Annotated in this window: 17 protein-coding genes; 11 read left to right on the top strand and 6 right to left on the bottom strand. The window is 67.6% G+C overall.

Features of this window, described 5'->3' with window-relative positions; all coding sequences use genetic code 11:
* Nucleotides 1-184 precede the first annotated feature (184 nt).
* The 3 genes from BLS66_RS20000 to BLS66_RS19990 form a co-directional block, all read right to left on the bottom strand.
* On the bottom strand, nt 185-3,307 hold the full coding sequence (locus BLS66_RS20000) for an efflux RND transporter permease subunit (protein ID WP_074726629.1): 3,123 nt from the start codon (nt 3,305-3,307) through the stop codon (nt 185-187).
* Nucleotides 3,308-3,338: 31 nt separating this feature from the next.
* Nucleotides 3,339-6,572: an efflux RND transporter permease subunit gene (locus tag BLS66_RS19995; protein WP_049466413.1), complete on the bottom strand. Its 3,234-nt coding sequence runs from the start codon at nt 6,570-6,572 to the stop codon at nt 3,339-3,341.
* 74 nt (nt 6,573-6,646) lie between these two features.
* Nucleotides 6,647-7,891 carry an efflux RND transporter periplasmic adaptor subunit gene (locus BLS66_RS19990; protein ID WP_049466411.1) on the bottom strand — a complete coding sequence of 415 codons (1,245 nt, stop codon included), beginning with the start codon at nt 7,889-7,891 and terminating at the stop codon, nt 6,647-6,649.
* 186 nt (nt 7,892-8,077) lie between these two features.
* On the opposite strand from BLS66_RS19990, the gene BLS66_RS19985 reads away from it, so the two are divergent.
* From BLS66_RS19985 to BLS66_RS19935, 11 genes are all read left to right on the top strand, one after another.
* Nucleotides 8,078-9,397 carry a M20 family metallopeptidase gene (locus tag BLS66_RS19985; RefSeq protein WP_049466417.1) on the top strand — a complete coding sequence of 440 codons (1,320 nt, stop codon included), beginning with the start codon at nt 8,078-8,080 and terminating at the stop codon, nt 9,395-9,397.
* A gap of 703 nt (nt 9,398-10,100) precedes the next feature.
* Nucleotides 10,101-10,919 carry an NADPH-dependent 7-cyano-7-deazaguanine reductase QueF gene (gene queF / locus BLS66_RS19980; RefSeq protein ID WP_049467591.1) on the top strand — a complete coding sequence of 273 codons (819 nt, stop codon included), beginning with the start codon at nt 10,101-10,103 and terminating at the stop codon, nt 10,917-10,919.
* Between the two features lie 285 nt (nt 10,920-11,204).
* Nucleotides 11,205-11,498, top strand: coding sequence for a LysM peptidoglycan-binding domain-containing protein (locus tag BLS66_RS19975; RefSeq protein ID WP_049410686.1), 294 nt, complete (start codon nt 11,205-11,207; stop codon nt 11,496-11,498).
* 45 nt (nt 11,499-11,543) lie between these two features.
* Nucleotides 11,544-12,056, top strand: a complete 513-nt coding sequence (locus BLS66_RS19970) for a hypothetical protein (protein ID WP_049467593.1) — start codon at nt 11,544-11,546, stop codon at nt 12,054-12,056.
* A gap of 353 nt (nt 12,057-12,409) precedes the next feature.
* Nucleotides 12,410-14,632 (top strand): NADP-dependent isocitrate dehydrogenase, encoded by a 2,223-nt coding sequence (locus tag BLS66_RS19965; protein WP_074726628.1) that lies wholly within the window; start codon nt 12,410-12,412, stop codon nt 14,630-14,632.
* 309 nt (nt 14,633-14,941) lie between these two features.
* Complete coding sequence (locus BLS66_RS19960; protein WP_074726627.1) at nt 14,942-15,907, top strand: hypothetical protein; 966 nt, start codon at nt 14,942-14,944, stop codon at nt 15,905-15,907.
* On the top strand, nt 15,900-16,448 hold the full coding sequence (locus BLS66_RS19955) for a GTP-binding protein (protein WP_049467598.1): 549 nt from the start codon (nt 15,900-15,902) through the stop codon (nt 16,446-16,448). The genes BLS66_RS19960 and BLS66_RS19955 overlap by 8 nt, the downstream gene beginning before the upstream one ends.
* Nucleotides 16,441-16,857, top strand: coding sequence for a roadblock/LC7 domain-containing protein (locus BLS66_RS19950; protein WP_074726626.1), 417 nt, complete (start codon nt 16,441-16,443; stop codon nt 16,855-16,857). Before BLS66_RS19955 ends, BLS66_RS19950 begins: the two co-directional genes overlap by 8 nt.
* A gap of 53 nt (nt 16,858-16,910) precedes the next feature.
* Nucleotides 16,911-17,270 (top strand): hypothetical protein, encoded by a 360-nt coding sequence (locus tag BLS66_RS19945; RefSeq protein ID WP_005419760.1) that lies wholly within the window; start codon nt 16,911-16,913, stop codon nt 17,268-17,270.
* A 145-nt stretch (nt 17,271-17,415) separates the two neighbouring features.
* Nucleotides 17,416-19,146: a bifunctional isocitrate dehydrogenase kinase/phosphatase gene (gene aceK, locus BLS66_RS19940; RefSeq protein ID WP_074726643.1), complete on the top strand. Its 1,731-nt coding sequence runs from the start codon at nt 17,416-17,418 to the stop codon at nt 19,144-19,146.
* A gap of 94 nt (nt 19,147-19,240) precedes the next feature.
* The gene (locus tag BLS66_RS19935; protein WP_057495072.1) at nt 19,241-20,143 is read left to right on the top strand and encodes an energy transducer TonB; all 903 of its coding nucleotides are present in this window, start codon (nt 19,241-19,243) and stop codon (nt 20,141-20,143) included.
* A gap of 40 nt (nt 20,144-20,183) precedes the next feature.
* Here BLS66_RS19935 and BLS66_RS19930 read toward each other — a convergent pair whose 3' ends face one another.
* The 3 genes from BLS66_RS19930 to trxA all read right to left on the bottom strand — a co-directional run bounded on the left by BLS66_RS19930 (nt 20,184) and on the right by trxA (nt 24,277).
* Nucleotides 20,184-21,758: a sensor domain-containing diguanylate cyclase gene (locus tag BLS66_RS19930; protein ID WP_074726625.1), complete on the bottom strand. Its 1,575-nt coding sequence runs from the start codon at nt 21,756-21,758 to the stop codon at nt 20,184-20,186.
* Between the two features lie 209 nt (nt 21,759-21,967).
* Nucleotides 21,968-23,719, bottom strand: a complete 1,752-nt coding sequence (gene rho, locus BLS66_RS19925; RefSeq protein ID WP_049467605.1) for a transcription termination factor Rho — start codon at nt 23,717-23,719, stop codon at nt 21,968-21,970.
* Nucleotides 23,720-23,947: 228 nt separating this feature from the next.
* Entirely contained in the window at nt 23,948-24,277 is a 330-nt protein-coding gene (gene trxA / locus BLS66_RS19920) for a thioredoxin (RefSeq protein WP_005411275.1), read from the bottom strand.
* Nucleotides 24,278-24,335: the final 58 nt, after the last annotated feature.

Raw genomic sequence — 24,335 nt, 5'->3', positions numbered from 1 at the left:
TGCATCGGCAAAGCCGGCCAGCGGCCGGCTCTACCAGAGCGATGCGCGTTGCGCACGCCTGCGCACGCGACGTGCGGACCAGCGGTCCGCACCCAGTCCGCACCCACGGTAGTGCCGGCCGCTGGCCGGCAGCTTGGCGGCACGGGGCATCGACAAAGCCGGCCAGCGGCCGGCTCTACCAGAGCTATGCGCGTTGCGCGCGCTTGAGCAGCTTCGCTTCGCGCCTGCGCGCGCGACGGGCGCGCCAGCGCTCGGCCAGGCACGAGAAGATCACGTACAGCGCCGGCGTGCTGAGCAGGGTCAGGCTCTGCGAGAACAGCAGGCCGCCGATCATCGCGATGCCCAGCGGGCGGCGCAGTTCGGATCCTTCGCCCAGGCCGATCGCCAGCGGCACGGCGGCCAGGATCGCGACCATTGTGGTCATCATGATCGGGCGGAAGCGGACGATGCTGGCTTCGCGTGCAGCGTCGCGCGGCGCCAGCCCATGCTCGCGCTGCGCCACCAGGGCGAAGTCGATCATCATGATCGCGTTCTTCTTGACGATGCCGATCAGCAGCACCAGCGCGATCATCGAGATCACCGACAGCTCGGTGTTGGTGCCGAACAGCGCCAGCAGCGCGCCGACGCCGGCCGCAGGCAACGTGGACAGGATGGTGACCGGGTGGATCAGGCTCTCGTAGAGCATGCCCAGCACCAGGTACACGGTCAGGATCGCGGCCAGTACCAGGATCAGCATGTCGCTGGGATCGGAGTTGAAACCGAAGCCGGCGTCGTCGGCCAGGCGGATGTCACCGGGCATGCGCATGCCGGCCACGGTGGCATCGATGATCGCCTTGGCCTCACCCATGCTCACGTTGGGAGCCAGGTTGTAGCTCAGGTCCATCGTCGTGTACTGGTTCTCGTGGGTGATCTGCGACGGTGCCAGCCCGGGCATCTGGGTGGCCACCGCGGTGATCGGCACCATGTCGCCGTTGCGCGCGCGCACGTACACCTCATCCAGCGCCGCCGGCGTGGCGGTCTGCGAGGGCAGCGCATTGACCACCACGCTGTACTGGTTGATGTCCGAATAGATGGTCGAGATCTGGCGCTGGCCGAACGCGCCGTACAGCGCACCGTCGATGGCACCCACGGTGATGCCCAGGCGTGCGGCCTTGGCGCGATCGATCTGGATGTTCTGGCGCAGGCCGGCGTTGTCCACGTCGGTGCCGACGTCGCGCAACTTCGGGTTCTTCTTCAGTTCCGCTTGCAGTTTGGGCAGCCATTCCTGCAGTGCGGCCAGGTCGTTGCCCTGCAGGGAAATGCGGTACTGCGCACCCTGGCTGGCGCCGCCGCCGTCGTTGCTGGGCAGGTCCTGGATCGCGCGCAGGCGCAGCTGCAGGTCGGGGTAGCGGTCGGCCTTCGCACTCAGCCGTGCCAGGGCATGCGCGGTGGTTTCACGGCGGCCTTCCTTGCGCGATTTCAGCTCGATGTTGAACTGCGCGCTGGAGCCCTGGCGGCCACTGCCCAGGCGCACGCCCACCGTTTTCACCGCCGGGTCGGCCATCAGCATGTCGGTGATGCGGCGCTGGCGGGCGACCATGTCCTCGAAGGACACCGTGGCACTGGAGTTGGCGCGGCCCCAGATGAGGCCGGTGTCCTGCGGCGGGAACGCGCCCTTCTTCACTGCGCCGAACAGGAACACGGTGACGCCGATCAGGATCAGCGGGGTCAGCGACAACAGCAGCGCGTGGCGCAGCGAGAAGTCCAGGAACACGGTGTAGATGCGCAGCATGCGCTCGTGGCCGGCGTCCAGCCAGCGGCCGAAACGCGACGGCGGCGCGCTGTGGTCGTGCGCACTGAGGAAGCGGCTGCACAGCGCCGGGGTCAACGTCAGCGAGACAATCATCGAGACCACGATGGCTGCCACCAGGGTGACGGTGAACTCGCGGAAGAACGCACCCATCATGCCGCTGGCGAACAGCAGCGGAATGAACACCGCCACCAGCGAGGCGGTGATCGAGACGATGGTGAAGCCGATCTCGCGCGCACCGGTCAACGCCGCCTGCATGCGCGGCATGCCCTCGTCGAGGTGGCGCATGATGTTCTCGATCACCACGATCGCATCGTCGACCACGAAGCCGATCGCGATCACCAGCGCCAGCAGGCTCAGGTTGTTCAGGGTGAAGCCCATCACGTACATCACCAGCGCGGCACCGGCCAGCGACAGCGGCACGGTCACTGCGGCGATCAGCGTCGGTGCCAGCCGGCGCAGGAACAGCGCCATCGTCAGCACCACCATCGCCAGGCTGATCAGCAGGGTGATCTGCACTTCATGCAGCGACGAACGGATGGTCGGCGTACGGTCGAAGTACGGCGTCATCGTGGTGCCTGGCTGCAGGTAGTCGCGCAGGGTCGGGATCTGCGCCTTGACCCGGTCCACGGTCTCCACGATGTTGGCGCCGGCACGGGTGAACACGTACATCACCACCGCCGGCTTGTGGTCGAACCACGCGGCCTGGTAGGCATCCTGCTGGCCGTCGTAGACGTTGGCGACGTCCTTGAGGCGGATCACCCGGCCATCGCCTTGGGTCTTGACCACCAGGTCGGCGAAGTCGGCCGCACGCGCCACCGAATCGTTGGCGATGATCGCGGTGGTGGTGTTGCCGTCGCTGAGGAAGCCGGTGGGCGAGGTCACGTTGGCCGCACGCACCGCATTGCGCAGGTCATCGGCGGTCAGACCCAGCGCGTTCATCAGGCGCAGGTTGACGTCCACGCGCACCGCTGGCGTCGACGCGCCGGCGATGTCGACCGAGGCGACGCCACTGATCTGGCGGATGCGCTGCGCCAGCAGCGAATCGGCGACGTTGTACAGCTCATCGGCCGACTGCGTCTGCGAGGTCAACGCGATGGCGATCACCGGGTCATCGTTCGGGTTCGCCTTCTGGTACATCGGCGACCCCATGCCCGAGGGCAGGTCGGCCTGGGCCGAGTTGATCGCCGTCTGCACGTCCAGCGCGGCCGAGTCGATGTTGTGGCCGCTCTGGAAGATCATGAACACCAGCGAGCTGCCTTCCGAGCTCGACGAGCGCATGCGGTCGATGCCCGGCAGCTGGCCGAGGTGGCGTTCCAGCGGCGCGGTGACCGTGGAAGCCATGGTCGCCGCATCGGCGCCGGACTGGCTGGCATGCACGAAGATCACCGGGATCTCGATGTTCGGCAATGCCGACACGCCCAGCCGCAGGTAGCAGATCAGGCCGACCATGAACAGGCCGATGGCCAGCAGCGCGGTGCCGATCGGGCGGCGGATGAAGGGGCCGGACAGGTTCATCGCGCGGCCCCCCGCAGCAGCGGGGCGTGGATCATGCCTGCGGCTCCTGCAGCGACCCGTCGCGCAGGGCGCGCTGTTCGCGGCGGCGCGCCAGCCACTCGGAGAAACGCTCCATGTACAGGTAGATCACCGGCGTGGTGTACAGGGTCACCAGCTGCGACAGCAGCAGGCCACCGACGATGGCGATGCCCAGCGGGCGACGCAGCTCCGAGCCGATGCCGGTGCCCAGTGCCAGCGGCAGCGCGCCGAGCATGGCCGCGGCGGTGGTCATCATGATCGGGCGGAAGCGCAGCAGGCAGGCACGGCGGATCGCTTCGTGTGCGTTGGCGCCGGCGCGACGCGCCTCGATCGCGAAGTCCACCATCATGATGCCGTTCTTCTTGACGATGCCGATCAGCAGCACGATGCCGACGATGCCATCCACCGACAGGCTCAGGCCGCACACCATCAGCGCCAGCAGCGCGCCGACACCGGCCGGCGGCAGCGTGGAGATGATCGTGATCGGGTGGATGTAGCTCTCGTACAGCACGCCCAGCACGATGTAGATCACCACCAGCGAGGCCAGCAGCAGCCACACCACGTCTGTCTGGCTGCCGGTGAACTCAGCCGCCTTGCCGATGAACTCGGCATGCAGGTGGGTGGGCATGTCCAGGCTGTCCTTGGTTTCCTGGATCGCCCGCACCGCTTCGGACAGCGAATAGCCCGGTGCCACGTTGAACGACACGGTCACCGCCGGCAGTTGCTGTTGGTGGCTGACCACCAGCGGCGCACTGCTGACCTTGCCTTCGGCCAGCGCAGACAACGGGATGATGTTGCCGGCGCCGACGGTGATGCCGGTGTTCTGCGCGCCGATGCCGGTGGCGGTCGACGAGTTGGACGAGGTGACCTGGCCGAAGCTGGTGGCGTTGGTGCCGGTCAGCGCGCCGGCGCCGTTGGAGGCCACCGCCAGCTGCTCCATCAACGCGGTGCTGGTGCGGAACTCCGGCGCCACTTCCAGCACCACGCGATACTGGTTGAGCTCGGTGAAGATGGTGGAAATCTGGCGCTGGCCGAACGCATCGTAGAGCGTGTCGTCGATGGTCTGCATCGGCACGCCCAGCACGCTGGCCTTGTCGCGGTCGATGTTCAGCTCCAGGGCGCGGCCCTGGTTGGACAGGTTGTTGTCGACGTCAGCCAGTTCCGGGCGCTTGCGCAGCGCTTCGGTCAGGCGCGTGGCCTGGGTGGCCACCGTTGCCGAATCCACGTCCGACAGCGAGTACTGGTACTCGGTGGCGGCCACGCGCGTATCCAGGGTCACGTCCTGCACCGGCTTCAGGTACAGCGCCACGCCCGGGATTCCGGCCACCGCCTTCTGCAGGCGCGGCAGGATCTGCTCCAGGCCGTCGCGCTGGCTGCGCTCCTTCAGCACGATCGACAGCTGGCCCTGGTTGAGCGTGGGGTTCATGCTGCCGGCACCGATGAACGCCGACACGCCGGTCACGTCCGGATCCTGGCGCAGCGCTTCGGCGACCTGCCGAGTGCGCTGTTCCATCTGCGGGAAGGCAATGTTCTGGTCCGCCTGCACCACGCCGGTGATCAGGCCGGTGTCCTGTTCGGGCAGCAGGCCCTTGGGAATCAGCACATACAGCAGCACGGTCAGCACCAGCGCGCCGCCGGCCACGGCCAGGGTCAGGCGCTGGTGGCCCAGCACCCAGTCCAGGCTGTGCTCGTACAGCCCGACGGTGCGCGTCCACAGGTTCTGCTTGCCGGCCGCCGCTGCACGCTCGTGCGCGTCCTCGCCTTCGGGCAGGGCGTCGGGCTTGAGCAGGTAGGCGCACATCATCGGGGTGAGCGTCAGCGAGATCAGCATCGACAGCACCACCGCGATGCTCAGCACCCAGGCGAACTCATGGAACAGGCGGCCGGTGACGCCGGGCATCAGCAGCAGCGGCAGGAACACGGCGACCAGCGAGACGGTCAGCGACAGCACGGTGAAGCCGATCTGGCGCGCACCGATCTCGGCCGCTTCCTTGCCGCTCTTGCCCTGCTCGATGTAGCGCACGATGTTCTCGATCATCACGATCGCATCGTCGACCACGAAGCCGGTGGCCACCACCAGCGCCATCAGCGAGAGGTTGTCCAGCGACATGCCGGCGAACGCCATCACCGCAAAGGTGCCGGCCAGCGACAACGGCACCGCCACCGAGGGGATGATGGTGGCCCACAGCCGGCGCAGGAACACGAAGATCACCGCCACCACCAGGCCGATGGTGAGGATCAGGGTGAACTGCACTTCATGCACCGAGGCGCGGATGGTCTCGGTACGGTCGTTGAAGATCTCCAGGTGCACGTCTGCCGGCAGCACGCCCTGCAGTTGAGGCAGGATCGCGCGGATGCGCTCGACGGTCTGCACGATGTTGGCACCGGGCTGGCGCCGCACTTCCAGCAGCACTGCCGGCTTGCCATCGGCCCAGGCGGCGAGCTGGTCGTTCTCCACGCCATCCACCACCTCGGCCACGTCCGACAGCCGCACCGGGCGGCCGTTCTTGTAGCTGATGATGGTGTCGCGGTATTCGGCGGCGCTGGCCAGCTGGTCGTTGGTGCCGATGCTGTAGGACTGGGTCTTGCCGTTCAACGAACCCTTCGGCGCATTGACGTTGGCCTGGGTCAGCGCACTGCGCAGCTGCTCCAGGGTCAGGCCCATGTTCGACAGCTGCGCCGGGTTGACCTGGATGCGCACGGCCGGGCGCACGTTGCCGGCAATCGACACCAGGCCCACGCCCTGCACCTGCGACAGGCGCTGGGCCAGGATGGAGTCGGCGTAATTGTTGACGTCGCGCAGCGGGCGCGTGTCAGAGGTCAGTTTCAGGGTGACGATGGCCGCGTCGGCCGGGTTCACCCGGTTGTAGACCGGCTGGTAGGGCAGCGACGAGGGCAGGGTGGCCTGGCGGATCGCCGCCTGCACGTCCTGCGCGGCGATGTCGATATCGCGGTCCATCGAGAACTGCAGGATGATCGTGGACAAGCCGGCCGACGAGTCGGAGGTCATCAGCTCCAGCCCGGAGATCTGCCCAAACTGGCGCTCCAGCGGGGTGGTGACCAGCGAAGCCATGGTGGTGGCATTGGCACCGGGGTACTGGGTGGTGACCACCAGGCTGGGTGCATCGATTTCCGGCAGCGCCGACACCGGCAGCTTGCGGTAACCCAGGATGCCCAGCAGCAACAGACCCGCCATCAACAGCGAGGTGGCGATCGGGCGGCGGATGAAGATCGTCGAAAAGCCCACGGACTGATCCTTGCTGGCACTTCAATGTCGGCGCCGGCGGGTCTGCCGGCGCGAGGGAGATCAGTGGCCTGCGCTCAGCGCGGGCCACCACCGCGACGGCCACCGCCGCCCGCGTTCTTCTGTTCGGCCGCCTTCAGTTCGGCCTCGGTCGGTGCGGCCGGGGTCTCGCCCGGCTTCAGCGCGGTGACCTTGCTGCCCGGCTTCAGGCGGAACTGGCCCTCACTGACCACCCGCTCGCCGCCCTTCAGGCCTTCGGCGATCTGTACCTGGCTGTCGCCCACTTCCACGCCGCTGCGCACGGTCTGCATCTTCACCGTGTTGTCGCCCTGCACGACATAGACGTACTCGCCGTCCGGACCCCGCAGTACCGCCTGGGTAGGAATGACCACGCCGCTGGCGATCGTGCGCAGCTGCATGCGCACGTTGACGAACTGCCCCGGCCACAGGCCGTTGTCGGCATTGTCGAACACGGCACGCGCCTTGAACGTGCCGCTGTCCGCGCTGATCAGGTTGTCGACCACATCGAGCTTGCCGTCGCCGGACAGCACGTGCGAATCGGCGCGGTCCAATGCGGCCACCGGCACCGTGCCGGCGGCCTGTGCCTGGCGCACGTCGCCGAGTTGGCGTTCGGGCAGGTTGAACAGCACGTGGATCGGGTGGATCTGGGTCAGCGTGACCAGTGCGGTGCCGGCGTTGACCACGTTGCCGGCATCGACCGCCCGGATGCCGGCGATGCCGGAGATCGGTGCGGTGACCTTGGTGTACTGCAGCTGCACCTGCGCCGAGCGCATGCTGGCCTCGTTGGCCGCCACCGCGCTTTCGTACTGTGCCACTTGGTTTCGTTGTGTATCCAGATCGGTCTTGGCGACGTACTGGCGATACTCCGGCGCGTTCGAGCGCTGGTAGTTGGAGCGCGCGGTGGCCAGCAGCGCCTCGTTCTGGCGCTTGGCTGCAGCGGCCTGGTCGTAGCTGGCCTGGGCGGTGCGCGGGTCGATCACCGCCAGCACGTCGCCCTGCTTCACTTCCTGGCCTTCGCGGAAATTCAGGCTCATCAGCTGGCCGCCGACCTGCGGGCTGACGGTCACGGTGTTCATCGCAGTCACCGTGCCCAGCGCGCTGGCATACACCGGCACGTCCTGGCGCGTGGCATCCACCACGGTGACCGGCACCGGGCCGGCATCCGGGTCTTCGCCGCCCTGGCGCGCGCCCGCAGCGGGTTTTCCAGCCTTGTCCTTGCCGCCGCCGATGACGCGCAGGCCGACCACGGCCAGCACCAGCACTGCCACGACCAGCAGCACGATCTTCCAAACACGTGACATTACGAGGACTCCAAGAGGGCTGGACCGGGCGGAGCCCGGCGGGCAATGCGCAAAGCATACCTGTGCCACATCACGTTTCCTGCATGACGGATGGGACGGGCGCTAAGACCGGATCCGGCCGCGGAGGTTCCCGTGGCGGCAGTGTTGCCCTACATTCAGCTGGAACCCCCTGCCGTGGAGATTGTGATGCGCCGTTCGCTGCTGCTGTCCGCCCTGCTGCTGGCCCTGCCGGCCCTTGCCCACGCCCAGGACGGGCAGCGCCCGGAAGTGACCGCCGCCGCGCAGCGGCTGCAGGCCAAGGTGGTCGAATGGCGCCGCGATTTCCACCAGCATCCGGAGTTGTCCAACCGCGAGGCGCGCACCTCGGCCGAGGTGGCCAAGCGCCTGCGTGCGATGGGCCTGAAGCCGAAGACCGGCATTGCCCACCACGGCGTGGTGGCGATCATCGAAGGCGGCAAGCCCGGCCCGAAGATCGCGTTGCGCGCGGACATGGACGCCTTGCCAGTGACCGAGCAGACCGGCCTGCCGTTCGCCTCCAAGGCGACCGACCAGTACCGCGGGCAGACCGTGGGCGTGATGCATGCCTGCGGCCATGATGCGCATACCGCCACCCTGCTCGGCGTGGCCGAAGCGCTGGTGTCGATGAAGAAGGACCTGCCGGGCCAGGTGATGCTGATCTTCCAGCCGGCCGAAGAGGGGGCCCCGCCGCCGGAAGAGGGTGGCGCCGCACTCATGCTGAAGGAAGGCCTGTTTGCCGATTTCAGGCCGGAGGCGGTGTTCGGCCTGCACGTGTTCTCCAGCGTGCAGGCGGGGCAGATCGCCGTGCGCGGCGGCCCGTTGATGGCGGCCTCGGACCGTTTCGGCATCAAGGTGATCGGCCGCCAGACGCACGGCTCGGCGCCGTGGAACGGGGTTGATCCGATCGTCGCCACCGCCGACCTGGTGGGGACCGCGCAGACCATCGTCAGCCGCCGCGCCAACCTGTCCAAGCAGCCGGCCGTGCTGACCTTCGGCGCGATCAACGGCGGCATCCGCTACAACATCATTCCCGATGAAGTGGAGATGGTCGGCACCATCCGCACCTTCGACGAAGGCATGCGCCAGCAGATCTTCGCCGACCTGCGCAACGTGGCCGAACACACGGCGGCCGCGCATGGCGCCAAGGCGGTGACCGACATCTACGAATCGGAGGGCAACCCGGCCACGGTGAACGACCCGGCGCTGACCGCGAAGATGCTGCCGAGCCTGCAGGCGGTGGTGGGCAAGGACAATGTGTACGAGCCGCCGCTGCAGATGGGCGCGGAGGATTTCTCGCTGTACGCGAAGGAAGTGCCGGGGATGTTCTTCTTCGTCGGGTCCACCAGCGTGGGTATCGATCCGGCGACGGCGCCGGCCAACCATTCACCGAAATTCCTGCTGGATGAGAAGGCGCTGGACGTCGGGCTGAGGGCGCTGCTGCAGGTGAGCCTGGATTACCTGCACGGTGCCGACACCCCGGCGGGGTGAGGGTTTCCGCAGGGCTTGCAGCCCTGCACCGGCTTGAATCAACGGTAACGTCAACGTCAAAGGCGGGCATTCCGTGGGATGGCGGGGTGGGTCCGGTTGAGGGGGACGCCGTAAACCCCCAGACCGGCCCAGCCGCTGGCGGCTGTGCGTTCGGGCGCTTGCGAAGCAGTGCTTCGCAAGCAAAGCGCCCTCACCCCTGGGGGCTTGGCCGCGGCTTGCTCGTGTGCGCTGTCCTGCGCACACGGCAAGGCCTGGGTTGGGCGTCCTGGCCAACCCGCCCGAGGCATGCCTCGGGCCCATGCCGCGGACACCCCCTCAACCGGACCCACCCCGCCTTCGACAGTTTCCCGTGGCTGTTGGTGCCCGCTGCTGTTGGTGGGTGCCGACCGTTGGTCGGCACGGCGGACGTCATGAACGTCTGAAGGATCGGCTTCTGATTTTGATTTTCCTGATCTTTCCCGTGGTGGTGGCCGCGCGCAGGGAACTGTCACGGGGCGGGTGGGTAGGCGGGGCGGGGGTGTCCGCGGCATGGATGCCGCGGCCAAGCCCCCAGGGATGGGTTTACGGCGTCCCCCGGCCCGCCTGCCCACCCGGCCAAGCCGATAGACCGCCTTTCGCGACCATCCAACACAACCACCACGGAGGGGCTCCGCCGTTGGCTGGCCCGGCCGAAGGCCCACCCTCGCGCGATACAATGGCGCCCATGAACACCCCCCAGGATTCCAGCCTCGGTCGCGAGGTCAGTTACCCGTCGCAGTACGACCCCGGCCTGCTGTTTCCCATCCCGCGCAGCGGCGCCCGTGCCGAGATCGGCCTCGATGATGCCGCGCTGCCGTTCGTCGGCCACGACCGCTGGCATGCATTCGAACTGAGCTGGCTCGACCCGCGCGGCAAGCCGCAGGTGGCCGTGGCCACCGTCCAGGTGCCCTGCACCTCGCCGCGGTTGATCGAGTCGAAGTCGTTCAAGCTGTACCTGAACTCCCTCAACAGCACCCGCATCGACAGCGCCGAGGCGCTGCGCTCACGCATCGTGGCGGATCTGTCGGCCTGTGCCGGTGCGCCGGTCCAGGTCGAGTTCGGCCTGCCGGGCCTGCGTGAGACGCCGCTCGGTGAATCCATCGACGGGCTGGACGTGGAGATCGATTGCTACGGCCCGCCGCAGGCCGACTTCCTTGCCGCCGATGCGGGCGAGGTGGTGGAGGAGACCCTGGTTTCGGCGCTGCTGAAGTCCAACTGCCCGGTCACGGGCCAGCCGGACTGGGCCACGGTCAGCCTGCGTTACCGTGGGCCGAAGATCGACCGCGCCGGCCTGCTGCGCTATCTGGTCAGCTATCGCGAGCACGCCGAGTTCCACGAGCAGTGCGTCGAGCGGATCTTCAGCGAGGTGTCCGCGCGCTGCCAGCCGCACTGGCTGGAAGTGGAGGCCCGCTACACCCGCCGCGGTGGCCTGGACATCAATCCCTGGCGTGCCAGCCCGGGCATCACCGCCCCGGCCGCGACCTACCGCGAGCTGCGGCAGTAACCGCCGCAGGCGGCTGCTCGTTGCGCCGGGCCAGGCCCGGCGAGCACCGGCCAGCGGCCGGCACTACCATCGTTCGCAGGCGGTTACGGGTGGTGCCGGCCGCTGGCCGGCAATCGGCCAGGGCCCGATTCCCCTGGCACAGCCGGCCAGCGGCCGGCACTACCGGGCGTCCATTCCCCCGATTGTTCAGCCGCCCCCGGGGGCGGCTTCACATCTGCACCATCCCCATTTAACAACCGCCGTGGCACCGTGCGAGCCACGTAGTCATGCAGACGGGAGTTGTGGATGAGTACCGAGAAGAAAGCCGATTTCTCCGGCGTCAGCAGCAGCGTCGACAGTACCGCCGAACAGGCACCAAAGGCGGACTTTTCCGGCGTCAGCGCTTCGGTGGACAGTACCGCCGACGTTGTCAGTGGCGGCACCTACACCGTGCAGAAGGGGGACTCGCTGTCGAAGATCGCCAAGCAGCATCTGGGCGACGCCAATGCCTGGAAGAAGATCTTCGAAGCCAACCGCGATGTGCTTGATGACCCGGACAAGATCTTCCCGGGCCAGACCCTGAAACTGCCGCCGAAGTAAGCCGGCAATCGACCGCCGTCCGACAATCCCTGGGAGGAACCCCGAATGATCAAGACCACCCCGCTCCAGACCGCCCTGATCGCCGCACTGCTGGGCAGCGTTGCCCTGGTCGGCTGCAAGAAGAAGGAAGAGTCGACCGACAGCACCGCCGCCCCGGCGGCCACTGCCCCGGCCGAGCCGGCAGCGCCGGCCCCGATGACCGGCGCGCCGCCGCCGATGGCCGAAGCCGCTGCGGTCAGCGTATCGGCCGTCACCGTCGGCAAGACCGCCGCCGCCGACAAGTCGGTTGCGCCGGCGGCACTGTTCTCGCCGAAGGACGACATCATCGTCTCGGTCAAGACCGACGGCGCCGCCAACAACGTCAACGTCGGTGCCAAGCTGACGTTCCAGGATGGCCAGGTGGCCGGCGAGCAGAACGCGGCGCTGAACACCAGCGGCGCTGAAACCACCAACGTCACGTTCAAGAATGCAAAGGGCTGGCCGGTCGGCAAGTACCGCGCCGAGGTCATGGTCGATGGCAAGGCGGCCGGAACGCCGCAGGAGTTCGAGGTCAAGTAAGTCCTGCCGACTCTCTCCCGGCAGGGCTCACGATGGACGCAGCCGCGAGGCTGCGTCCTTTTTTATTGCGCCGAGCCCAGGCCTCACCCGCGCATGGCGTGGATCTACCGGGAATGTCATGCGGCGGCGCAAGCCCGAGCCGATGAATCACTGCGTTGCAGTACCGCCGCGTATGGCGCGGCTTTGCCCCGCGCGGCTGAAAACGCGACAATGCAGGGGTTTCCCCGCCGCGCGCCCACCCTGACGGCGACGGGGGAAAGCGTGGGGCCCGGCCCCGCGCGCGACACGGTTGCACGTGGCCCGGCGCTGGCGCCGGCCTTCCCCTGAGCACTGCTACAGAGTCCAAGTCCCCCATGTCCAAGATTCTCTACACGCTGACCGACGAAGCCCCGTTCCTGGCCACCCAGTCGCTGCTGCCGATCGTTGACGCCTATACCGCCACTGCCGGCATCGTGGTGGAAACCCGTGACATCTCGCTCTCCGGCCGCATCCTGTCGCAGTTCCCGGAACTGCTGGCCGACGCGCAGAAGGTCAGTGACGACCTGGCCGAGCTGGGCCAGCTGGCGACCACCCCGGACGCCAACATCATCAAGCTGCCGAACATCTCCGCCTCGGTGCCGCAGCTGAAGGCGGCCATCAAGGAACTGCAGGACCAGGGCTATCCGCTGCCGGACTACCCGGAAACCCCGGCCGACGACCAGCAGCGCGACTACAAGGCGCGCTACGACAAGGTCAAGGGCAGCGCGGTGAACCCGGTGCTGCGCGAAGGCAACTCCGACCGCCGCGCACCGCTGTCGGTGAAGAACTACGCGCGCAAGCACCCGCACCGCATGGGCGCCTGGTCGGCCGATTCGAAGTCGCACGTCGCGCACATGGCCGCCGGTGATTTCTACGGCAGCGAGAAGTCGGCCACCCTGGCCAACGCCGGTTCGCTGAAGATCACCTTCCACGGCAACGACGGCAGCACCGTCGTGCTGAAGGAAAAGACGGCGGTCAAGGCCGGCGAGATCGTCGACGCCGCCGTGATGAGCCGCAAGGCACTGGCCACGTTCATCGGCGAGCAGATTGCCGATGCCAAGGCCCAGGGCGTGCTGTTCTCGCTGCACCTGAAGGCGACCATGATGAAGGTCTCCGACCCGATCATGTTCGGCGTGGTCGTCGAAGAGTTCTACAAGGATGTGCTGGCCAAGCACGCCGACGCCATCAAGCAGGCCGGCTTCGATGCCAACAACGGCATCGGTGACCTGGTCGCACGCCTGCCTTCGCTGCCGGAGGCTACCCGCGCCGCCATCGAAGCCGATCTGAAGGCCGAGTACGCGCAGCGCCCGGCGCTGGCCATGGTCAACTCGGACAAGGGCATCACCAACCTGCACGTGCCGAGCGACGTCATCGTCGACGCCTCGATGCCGGCGATGATCCGCGACTCCGGCAAGATGTGGAATGCCGAAGGCAAGCTGCAGGACACCAAGGCCGTCATTCCGGACCGCTGCTACGCCGGCGTGTACCAGGCCGTCATCGACGACTGCAAGGCGCACGGTGCCTTCGATCCGGCCACCATGGGTTCGGTGCCGAACGTCGGCCTGATGGCGCAGAAGGCCGAAGAGTACGGCTCGCACGACAAGACCTTCCAGATCACCGCCGACGGCGTGGTCAAGGTCACCGACGATGCTGGCACCGTGGTGTTCGAGCATGCCGTCGAAGCCGGTGACATCTGGCGCATGTGCCAGACCAAGGACGCGCCGATCCAGGACTGGGTGAAGCTGGCCTTCGAGCGCGCCCGCCTGAGCAGCACCCCGGCCGTGTTCTGGCTGGATGCCGCCCGTGCCCACGACGCGCAGGTCATCGCCAAGGTCGAGCAGTACCTGAAGGACCACGAAACTGCCGGTCTGGACATCCGCATCCTGCCGCCGGTGGAAGCCACCGCGTTCTCGCTGGACCGCATCCGCAAGGGCGAGGACACCATCTCGGTGACCGGCAACGTGCTGCGTGATTACCTGACGGATCTGTTCCCGATCATGGAGCTGGGCACCAGCGCCAAGATGCTGTCGATCGTGCCGCTGATGGCCGGTGGCGGCCTGTTCGAGACCGGCGCCGGTGGTTCGGCCCCGAAGCACGTGCAGCAGTTCGTCGAGGAAGACTACCTGCGCTGGGATTCGCTGGGTGAATTCCTGGCCCTGGCCGCGTCGCTGGAACACCTGGGCAACCGCTACGACAACGCCGCTGCCCGTGTGCTGGCCAAGGCGCTGGACGAAGCCAACGGCCAGTTCCTGGACAACGACAAGTCGCCGTCGCGCAAGCTCGGTGGCATCGACAACCGTGGCAGCCACTTCTACATCGCGCTGTACTGGGCCCAGGCCCTGGCCGCGCAGGACGAAGACGCCGCCCTGAAGGCGCGCTTCGCCCCGCTGGCCAAGGCGCTGACCGACAACGAGCAGAAGATCGTCGAAGAGCTGATCGCGGTGCAGGGCAAGGCCGTGGACATCGGCGGCTACTACCGTCCGGACGTGGCCAAGGCCAGCAAGGCGATGCGCCCGAGCGCGACCTTCAATGCCGCGCTGGAGCAGCTGCGCGGCTGATCCATCGCCGTTCGGTGGTGACACTGGAACCCGCGCTTCGGCGCGGGTTTCTTTTTTTGGCTCCGGGGGCAGATCCCTTTTGGATGGCAGAAAGGATCTGACCCCAGGCGATAAAACCGTGACATCCATCGGTCGTCGGAACGCCGTCAAAGGGGCATGAAACTTGCCCGCGATGGCCGTCGCAGAACCGATCAGCACGCCGCTGCAACCCCACTCAATCTGAGCAGTCGATCACGACGGCCTTCGTCGGCAATGGCCTAGCCTTGGCGACGCGAGACCACCGGGGAGGTGGTCACTCGGGGAACACGGATGGCACGCGTGCTGGTAGTGGGAACCGACATCCAGGGCGAGCAGGCGCTGCTGCAACGGCTGCGCGTGGCCTCGGCACTGCCGGATGGCCAGATCCGCCGCAGCCAGGACCTGGACGACTGCGACCTGCTGGTCATCCGCGATACCCCGGCGCTGCGCAACGCGGCGCTGCGCATGCGCCAGCAGCGGCCGCGCCTGCAGTGCTGGATCGAGGATATCGGCGGCCAGCTGCGTGACGGCGACGGACACCAGGACGTACTCGACGATGGTGCCATCGGCCGCGCGCTGCGCCGCATGCAGTTGGCACCTGAGCCCCTGGCCATGCACGCACCCGCACCGATCCGTCTGGCCGATGGTGCGCACGCCATCACCCGCCTGCTGCGCGAGCGGCTGCCTTTGAGGCAAGGGCAGGCACTGTTGAGCGATGCAGGCGAGCCTTTGCTGCTGATGGATCTGGAGCACGACCAGGCGGTGCTGTTGCAGGAACCGGCGAGTGCGCTGGTGGAGCGCCTGGCCGATGCGTTCGAGCGCCTGCAGATGGATGCGCTGACCCCTGCGCGCCTGCAGGCGTTGGCCGGTGACCGGCCCCGCCAGCCGCTGCGGCCGCTGTTGTGGCAATGGGCGCAGCGCAGCCGCCATTGGCAGGCACTGGATGAACGCCTGCGCGGTGCCTCGGTGAAGCTGCTGCGCTGGCCGGATTTCCGCGTGCTGGGACACGACCACGATGGTTTCCGCCTGTGCTCGCTGCTGCTCAAGCGTGCGTGCACGGTTGAAGAGTGCGCGATGCTGCTGGAACTGCCGGCGGCGGCGGTGCGCGACTTCATCCATGCCGCCTATCTGTGCGGCTACGCGCAGCTGCAGGCCGCCCCGGCGACGCCGATGATGGCCACCGACGGCAGCCGCGCCGACAGTGGATTGCTTGCCCGCCTGTGGCGGCACCTGCGCGGGAGCGAGCGCAATGCGTGAGCACAAGGTGGTCGTGCTGGGTGGCATGGGCAGCGGCAAGTCGACCCTGGTGCGCAGCATCGCTGCGGGCGCAGTGATCGATACCGACGTGGCCAACAGTGACCGCCTCGGTGCCGACAAGGCCTCCACCACCGTCGCGCTGGACTACGCAGACATCGACCTTCCCAACGGCGAGCGCCTGCGGCTGTACGGAACGCCCGGCCAGCAGCGCTTCGACTTCCTGTGGCCGATCCTGCTGCAGGGCGCGCGCGGCGCGGTGCTGCTGCTGGACGCGCGCCGCGCGGGCCTGGCCAGCGAGCTGGAGGACTACCTGCAGGTGCTGCAGCCGTTTGCATCGTCCCTGGCACTGGTGGTGGCGGTCACCCACCTGGACCAGGCGCCGCAGGCGGCACTGGATGACTGGGCCAGCCGAGCCTGCCTGGACGACCAGCCACTGCCGCTGCTGGCCATCGATGCCCGTGACCGGGAACAGGGACTGCTGCTGATGGACGTACTGATGAGCGAAATGGAAGCGCACGCACTGGTGGCTGCGCATGGCTGACGGGCGGATGGCGGTATTGCCCGACGCCGGCCAGCGTGAGCGCCTGCAACCCCTGCTGCAGGACCTGCAGCAGCGGGTCGAAGGGGTACGAACCGTGGTCCTGGCCAGCGTTGATGGCTTCGTCCTGGTCAGCGCCGGGGCCGACGGGCGCGGTGAACGGCTGGCCGCGATGACCAGCGCGATGCTGGCGCTGGCCGCGGCGGTCGGGCGCGAACTGGTGCTGGGTGATCTGCAGACGCTGATGCTGGAAGCCGTGGGCGGCAAGGTGCTGATGCTGGCGATCCAGGCTGATGGGCGCGCGCCGTTGCTGCTGATGGCGGCCTGCGACCAGCGCAGCGTGATCGGCCAGGTGCTGTGGCAGAGCAGGGAATGTGGCCAGGCGATCCTGGCCGAACTCGGCGGATCGTGAGCCCGGCCGCAGGGGAACGAGGGGCTCGAACCAACTTCGACAAGGGGTGCGACGTGGCTGGATTGAATGAATCGTTGAACGCACTGATGGGTATCGACGGCGCGCAGGCCGTGGCGCTGGTCGACTACGAAAGCGGCATGCTGCTGGGCGAGGCCGGTGCCGGCATGGACATGGAAGTGGCTGCCGCCGGCAACACCGAAGTGATCCGCGCCAAGATGAAGACCGCCGCGTCGCTGAACCTCAACGACAGCATCGAAGACATCCTGATCTCGCTGGGCAAGGCGTACCACATCATGCGCCCGGTGGCGAAGAAGAAGGGCCTGTTCTTCTACATCGTGCTGGACCGTACCAAGTCCAACCTGGCATTGGCCCGGCGCAAGGTGCAGGACGTGGAGGCCGAACTGGCGATCTGAGCCGGTAGTGCCGGCCGCTGGCCGGCCTCTGCATCGATCCATCGACGTCCAGGTGCTGCCGGCCAGCGGCCGGCACTACCTTCGCACTCGACGCCATTGCACACGCCCGCGTATGGTGAAGCCGGTCCTTCCGGGTGAGCCCTGCATGTCCGAGCCTGACATCGCTGCCGAGCTGGCGCCGCGCATCGCCGGCGCCATCCGCGATGGTTTCGAGCAGTACCATGCCCGCTTCGCGGCGATCACCGCCCGTGCACGACAGCGCTTCGAGCAGCGTGACTGGGCGGGCGCGCGCCAGGATGCGGTCGAGCGCATCGCGTTGTATGACCTGTGCATCGCCGAGCAGATGGATGCACTGCGCCGCCTCGCCGGCGATGTGATCGGCGAGCGCGCGCTGTGGCTGCAGGTGCATGCGCAGTACAGCGCACTGCTGCGGGGACTGATCGACGCCGAACTGTACAAGACCTTCTACAACACGTTGTCACGGCGCCTGTTTTCCATCCGTGGCGTGGATCCGGCGCTGGAGTTCATCGCCTTCGATGTCGAGCCATCCGACGCGATCACCCATCCGGTCGCCCGGCATACCTATGCCGTCTCGCCGACGCGGCCGGTGGAGGCCCTGCAGCGCGTGCTGGCCGACTACCGTTTCGACATTCCGTATGCGCACCAGCTGCGCTGCGCGGCGGCCATCGCCGTGCGCCTGCAGGACGATCTGGCGCACTGGGGCGATACGCCGGTGCGCAGCATCGAGCTGCTCGACACCGTGTTCTACCGGGAGCGCCGCGCCTACCTGGTCGGCCGGGTGTTCGGCGAGCACCGCTTCTCGCCGTGCGTGATCGCACTGGTCAACGATGAGCGTGGCCTGCGTGCCGATGCAGTGCTGACCCGGCGTCGCGACGTTGCCCACCTGTTCGGCGTCTCGCGCAGCTACTTCCAGGCCAACCTCGCAACGGTGGGCGATGCGGTGGTATTCCTGCGCAGCCTGCTGCCGGGCAAGCCGATCGATGAACTCTACACGGTGCTGGGCCGTGCCAAGCAGGGCAAGACCGAGCGTTACCGCACCTTCTTCCGCCACTTCAACGAGCACCTGCAGGAGCGGCTGGTGCATGCCGAGGGCACGCCGGGCATGGTCATGGCGGTGTTCACCCTGCCCAGCTATCCGCTGGTGTTCAAGCTGATCCGCGACCGCTTCGCCTGGCCCAAGGCGATGTCGCGGCAGCAGGTGGAAGAGAAGTACGCGCTGGTGTTCAACCTCGACCGCGTCGGCCGCCTGCTCGATGCGCAGCCGTATCGCCACCTGCGCTTCCCGCGTGACCGTTTCGCACCGGCCTTGCTGGAAGAGCTGCTGCAGCAGTGCGCGCAGAGCGTGCGCGTGGATGGCGACGAGGTGGAAGTGGCACTGTGCTACGTACAGCGCCGCTTCCGGCCATTGAACCTGTACCTGCGCGAGCAGGGCGGCGAGGCCGTGCGCGCGGCGGTACTGGACTATGCGCAGGCGATCACCGACATGGCGCGCAACAACATCTTCCCCGGCGACATGCTGCCGAAGAACTTCGGCGTATCCCGGCATGGCCGGGCCGTGTTCTACGACTATGACGAGTTGTGCCTGGTCAGCGACTGCGTGTTCCGCGCCTGGCCGCAGCCACGTACGCCGGAGGATGCCATGGCCGACGAGCCCTGGTTCCATGTCGGTCCACGCGATGTGTTCCCGGAGCGCTTCGGCCCGTTCATGGGCCTGCCTGCCAGCGAGCTGGCGGCCGTGCGGGAGCACTACCGGCACCTGTTCGACCCCGCTTGGTGGCAGGGCCTGCAGGCGCGCTTCGCCGACGGTGACTACCCGGATACGCCGCCCTACGCGGCGGCCCATCGCCTAGCCTGAACGGCGTGGCGTGGACCGCCCGCGGTGGACCGCCTGCCGGTCCCGCTCGGACTGCGGTACGCTCAGGGTTCACTTCATCACCATGGATCCGGCAATGATGCGCTCCCCCTTGTTCCTTGCCCTGGCCCTGGCGTTCGCCGCCGGTGCTCCCCTGCTGCCGGCCGACGCCGTGGCCCAGAACGCGCGCGCGGTGCGCGCCACTGCCGAGATGAGCATGGTGCTGTCGGGCAGCATCGAGGTGGCGGCCGATGGTTCGGTCCGCACGCTGGTCCTGGACCAGCGGGCCATGCTCGCACCAGGCATCGTGTCGTTCGTGGAAGGTGCCATCCGCGGCTGGCAGTTCGAGCCGACGCTGCAGGACGGCAAGCCGGTGGCCGCCCACGCCCCGTTGCGGGTGCGCCTGCGGGGCAAGGAGCAGGAGGACGGCAATTACCAGATCAGCATGACCAGTGTCGACTTCAGTGAATATGATCCGAAGGCTACCGATTCGGTGACCCGGAAGAGCCTGCCGCCACCGCGCTACCCCGAGGATGTCTACCGCATTGGCGGGCAGGGTGACGTGCTGCTGCTGGTCAAGGTGGCCCGCGACGGGACCGTGGCCGACGTCATTGCCGAACAGGTGAACATGACCATGGTCGCGCCGGAGCGGATCATGGCCAAGATGCGCGACCAGCTCGCCAAGGCCAGCATCAGCAGCGCGCGCAAGTGGACCTTCGTCCCGCCGACCACCGGCGAGGACAGTACGCGGGACTTCTGGACCGTGCGCGTGCCGGTGAACTTCGCCCTGAACGGCAACACCGGCAGCAACGGCAACGCCCAGCCGGAACGCTACGGCCGCTGGCGTGTCTTCATTCCCGGCCCGCGCCAGGACGCACCGTGGCGCAAGCCGGATGCCGCCGAGCAGGCGGGCAGTGATCTGTTGCCGGCCGGCGGCGTGTACATGGTCGATGGCACCCAGCGCGGCCTGCGCCTGCTGACGCCGCTGGCCCAGCGCTGAGCCCGGCGTGCGTGAAGCGGTCGGCCAGGCCGGCCGCTTCTCAGTCTGCGTACGGGTAGACCACTACCCGGTTGCGGCCCTGTTCCTTGGCCATGTAAAGCGCCTTGTCAGCCAGCCGCAGCGCTTGTTCGGCATCGACATGGAAGCTGGGGAAGTGGGCCACGCCCAGTGACACGGTGATGGTCCCGACCGGTTCGAACGGATGATCGGCGATGTGCTGGCGCAGGCGCTCGCCGGCCTGGCGGGCCGAGTCGGTACTGATGCCCGGCAACAGCAGCAGGAATTCCTCGCCACCGGCGCGGCAGAGGAAGTCGCTGTCGCGCGAGTAGCGGCGCATCTGGTCGGCAATATGGACGATGGCCGCGTCGCCGACGTCGTGGCCATGGCTGTCGTTGATCGATTTGAAGCGATCGATGTCCAGCGCCAGGATCGCGAACGGAATGCCCTGCACCTGCAATGCCTCCAGTGCCTGCTGCAGGCCGCGGCGATTGAGCAGGCCGGTCAGCGGATCGGTGCGGCTGGCGCGGTTGAGCGTGCCGATGCGGTCCTGCAGCGCATTGAAACTGTGCAGCACCGCCTGCTTGAGCTGGGCGACCTCGAAGTACCACGCACGGATGCCGCTGACATGGTTGATCGCATTGCCGGTGTCCTCGCCGCCCTGCACGTTGCGCGCCAGCTGCCACAGCGGCATCGAAATGCGGCGCGCGAACCACCAGGTCACCAGCAGCGACAGCAGGCCGAGCGGAATCGCGTTCCAGATCACCGCGGTCATCAACCGCGACAACGGCTGCAGCGTGGCCTCGGTCGGGCGCTGGGCGATGATGCCCCAGCCGGTGGCCGGCACCGGTGCATAGCCGGCCAGCATCGACACGCCCAGGTTGTTGCGCACCTGCTGGGCGCCGCGTTCACCGCGCACCACCGCCTTCACCGCCGGGTTGCCGACCACGTAGTCGCCGACCCGCTTGCCGTCGGCGTGGTACAGCAGGCGGCCATGGCGATCGACCACGTACAGGTAGGAGCCATCGCGGTAATGGTGCTTGCCCAGCAGCGTATGCAGCGCGCTGCGCTGGCGCAGGTACAGGGTGCCGCTGACGTAGCCGCGGTAGCGACCCTGGCGGTCGAAGATCGGGTGCGACAGTGACACCAGCAGCTTGCCGGTGGTCGACTGGTACGGGTCGCTGATCATCGGCTGGCGCGCCGCCAGCGCGGCGTTGTTGCCGACACTGTGCAGCACCTCGCCCTGCAGCTGCAGGGTCTGCGGCGAGGTGGCGATCACCAGCCCATCCGCATCCACGACCAGCGAGGAGTTGAAGCTGTTGGTCTGCAGCTGCAGTCGGCTGGCTTCATCCTGCGCCTGTTCCGGGTCCAGATCGCCCTGGCCCAGCCGGGTGGCGGCGTAGGCCAGCTCCTGCTGCGCGGCCAACAGGAAGTTCTGGGTGGTCTCAGCCAGCTTGGTGGCATAGACACGGTTGGCTTCCAGGGTATTGCCGACCAGCTGGTCGCGCTGCACCCGGTAGCTGGCCAGCAGGGTGTTGGCCAGCGCGATGATGGCGCTGAGCAGGGCCAGGGCGAGGATCAGCTTGCCCAGGTTGAGGCGGGGGGACAGCGTGCGCATGCGTCGGCGGATCCGGCAGGAGGCTGGACCCGACCGGTTCTCCGGAAGGGGCGACAGCGGGAATCGGTGGCCATGCCCGCAGGGCCGGGCAGGGTAGTGGTCGAATTATCGCCAAAAGTCGGCGCCGGCAAAGTGAAGTGGGTCGCCCTGCAGGCAAAAAAAAACCTGCCGCAGCGAGCGGCAGGTTTCTTCCGACGCAGTGCCGGGACTCAGCGCTTCATCGAACCGAAGAACTCGTCGTTGGACTTGGTGTTCTTCATCTTGTCCAGCAGGAACTCCATCGCGGCCATTTCATCCATCGGATGCAGCAGCTTGCGCAGGATCCAGATCTTCTGCAGCAGTTCCGGTTCGATCAGCAGGTCTTCGCGGCGGGTGCCGGAACGGTTGATGTCGATGGCCGGGAACACGCGCTTTTCAGCGATGCGGCGGCTCAGGTGCACTTCGCTGTTGCCGGTGCCCTTGAACTCTTCATAGATCACCTCGTCCATCTTCGAGCCGGTATCGACCAGCGCGGTGGCGATGATGGTCAGGCTGCCGCCTTCCTCCACGTTGCGCGCGGCACCGAAGAAGCGCTTCGGGCGATGCAGGGCGTTGGCGTCCACGCCACCGGTCAGCACCTTGCCCGAGCTCGGCACCACGTTGTTGTAGGCGCGGGCCAGGCGGGTGATCGAGTCGAGCAGGATCACCACGTCCTTCTTGTGCTCGACCAGGCGCTTGGCACGCTCGATGACCATTTCGGCCACTTGCACGTGGCGCGCGGCCGGCTCGTCGAAGGTCGAGCTGATGACCTCGCCGCGCACGGTGCGCTGCATTTCGGTCACTTCTTCCGGGCGCTCGTCGATCAGCAGCACGATCAGGTGCACGTCCGGATGGTTGGTGGTGATGGCGGTGGCGACCTGCTGCATCATCATGGTCTTGCCGGCCTTCGGCTGCGACACGATCAGCGAGCGCTGGCCCTTGCCCTGCGGTGCCATCAGGTCGAGGATGCGGCCGGTGATGTCTTCCGACGAACCGTTTCCACGCTCCAGGGTGAAGCGGCGGCGCGGGAACAGCGCGGTCAGGTTCTCGAACAGCACCTTGTTCTTCGACGCTTCGATCGGCTCGCCGTTGATGGTGTCGACGATGTTCAGCGCGAAGTAGCGCTCGCCGTCCTTCGGGAAGCGGATGCGGCCGGAGATGTGGTCGCCGGTGCGCAGGTTGAAGCGGCGGATCTGGCTGGGCGAGATATAGGTGTCGTCCGGGCCGGCCAGGTAGCTGGCCTCGGCCGCGCGCAGGAAGCCGAAGCCGTCCGGCAGGATTTCCAGCACGCCGTCGGCGGCGACGCCGTCGCCGTGGCGGGTCAGCACCTTCAGCAGCGCGAAGATCACGTCCTGCTTGCGGGCACGGGCCACGCCTTCGGAGATCTGCAGCTGCTCGGCGATTTCCAGCAGCTTCTGCGCCGGCATGCGCTTGAGGTCGCTCAGCGAGTAGACCGGGAAGCCCTCGGGCACGTTGGCATGCGGGCGCGGCACGAACGGCTGCTGCTCGCCGCCATCGTTGGGCAGGCCATCGTCGCGGAAGCGGTTGTTGCGGTCACGGTCGCGGCGGTTGCGGAAGCGGTCGCGGCGGTTGCCCTGCCCCTGGCCCTGCTGACCCTGCTGGCCGTTCTGGTTGTACGGGTTCTGGCCCTGGTTCTGGCCGCCCCCCTGGTGGTTCTGCTGGCGCGGCTGGCCGGATTCGCGACCCTCGCTGCCTTCGCTACCGCCACTGCTGGCAGGGGCCTCGGCGGCGGGCGCGCTCGGCGCGGGGGCTGCAGCCGGCGCCGGCGCTTCGGGCGCGGCGGCCAGCGGCAGGGTCGGCTGCGCCGGAGCGGCGCTGGTTTCGGCGGCTGCCGGGGCGGCGGCCTTGCTCACGCGGGGCTTGCGCACGCGCTTTTCGGCGGGCGCATCGGCGCTGCCGGTTTCAGAAGTGTTATCGGACAAGAGCGTTATTCCTCGCTTGAAGGTGCGAGCGCCCGGCTGGGGCGGCGAACGTTGGGAATGGGTCTGGAAGGAACTGCGTCCAGAGGGTGCGGCACGCGAACGCGGCCGGATATGCCGACACTATCATCGGCCCGCGGCGCCATGCAAGGGTCGCCGGGAACAGCATTCATCATGGGCGCGGGGCGCCCGCCGGCAGCCGCGCTCGGCGGCTGCCGGGAACCGGCAGGATCAGGCCAGGGCCTTGTCCAGCAGGCCGGCCAGCTGGGCCTTGCCCACCGCACCGATCTGCTCGCCGACCTTCTCGCCGTCCTTGAACACGACCAGGTACGGAATAGAACGCACGTGGTACTTGGCGGCCAGCGCGCGGTTGTGGTCGACATTGACCTTGGCGATCTTGGCGCGGCCCTGGTAGGCATCGGCCAGTTCGTCCAGCGCCGGGGCGATCATCTTGCACGGGCCACACCATTCGGCCCAGAAATCGACCAGCACCGGTTCCTTGGAATTCAGCACTGCGCTATCAAAGTCGGCATCGCCGACGTGTACAACCTTGTCGCTCATCTTGGTTTCTCGTCTTGGATTGCACCCGGCGATGCCGGAGGTGGGTGAACTGGGCCAT

Origin of the sequence: Stenotrophomonas pavanii (assembly GCF_900101175.1) — a bacterium.
GTDB classification, from domain to species: Bacteria; Pseudomonadota; Gammaproteobacteria; order Xanthomonadales; family Xanthomonadaceae; genus Stenotrophomonas; species Stenotrophomonas pavanii.
This window is presented reverse-complemented; position numbering and strand designations above follow the sequence as displayed.

What these genes read in the sequence shown, in the direction of transcription:
- BLS66_RS19955 (WP_049467598.1), top strand. Translation starts at nt 15,900, where the DNA reads ATGCGTGAGCACAAGGTGGTCGTGCTGGGTGGCATGGGCAGCGGCAAG.
- BLS66_RS19975 (WP_049410686.1), top strand. Translation starts at nt 11,205, where the DNA reads ATGAGTACCGAGAAGAAAGCCGATTTCTCCGGCGTCAGCAGCAGCGTC.
- BLS66_RS19985 (WP_049466417.1), top strand. Translation starts at nt 8,078, where the DNA reads ATGCGCCGTTCGCTGCTGCTGTCCGCCCTGCTGCTGGCCCTGCCGGCC.
- BLS66_RS19935 (WP_057495072.1), top strand. Translation starts at nt 19,241, where the DNA reads ATGATGCGCTCCCCCTTGTTCCTTGCCCTGGCCCTGGCGTTCGCCGCC.
- BLS66_RS19970 (WP_049467593.1), top strand. Translation starts at nt 11,544, where the DNA reads ATGATCAAGACCACCCCGCTCCAGACCGCCCTGATCGCCGCACTGCTG.
- aceK (WP_074726643.1), top strand. Translation starts at nt 17,416, where the DNA reads ATGTCCGAGCCTGACATCGCTGCCGAGCTGGCGCCGCGCATCGCCGGC.
- BLS66_RS19960 (WP_074726627.1), top strand. Translation starts at nt 14,942, where the DNA reads ATGGCACGCGTGCTGGTAGTGGGAACCGACATCCAGGGCGAGCAGGCG.
- trxA (WP_005411275.1), bottom strand. Translation starts at nt 24,277, where the DNA reads ATGAGCGACAAGGTTGTACACGTCGGCGATGCCGACTTTGATAGCGCA.
- queF (WP_049467591.1), top strand. Translation starts at nt 10,101, where the DNA reads ATGAACACCCCCCAGGATTCCAGCCTCGGTCGCGAGGTCAGTTACCCG.
- BLS66_RS19930 (WP_074726625.1), bottom strand. Translation starts at nt 21,758, where the DNA reads ATGCGCACGCTGTCCCCCCGCCTCAACCTGGGCAAGCTGATCCTCGCC.
- BLS66_RS19965 (WP_074726628.1), top strand. Translation starts at nt 12,410, where the DNA reads ATGTCCAAGATTCTCTACACGCTGACCGACGAAGCCCCGTTCCTGGCC.
- BLS66_RS19990 (WP_049466411.1), bottom strand. Translation starts at nt 7,891, where the DNA reads ATGTCACGTGTTTGGAAGATCGTGCTGCTGGTCGTGGCAGTGCTGGTG.
- BLS66_RS20000 (WP_074726629.1), bottom strand. Translation starts at nt 3,307, where the DNA reads ATGAACCTGTCCGGCCCCTTCATCCGCCGCCCGATCGGCACCGCGCTG.
- BLS66_RS19950 (WP_074726626.1), top strand. Translation starts at nt 16,441, where the DNA reads ATGGCTGACGGGCGGATGGCGGTATTGCCCGACGCCGGCCAGCGTGAG.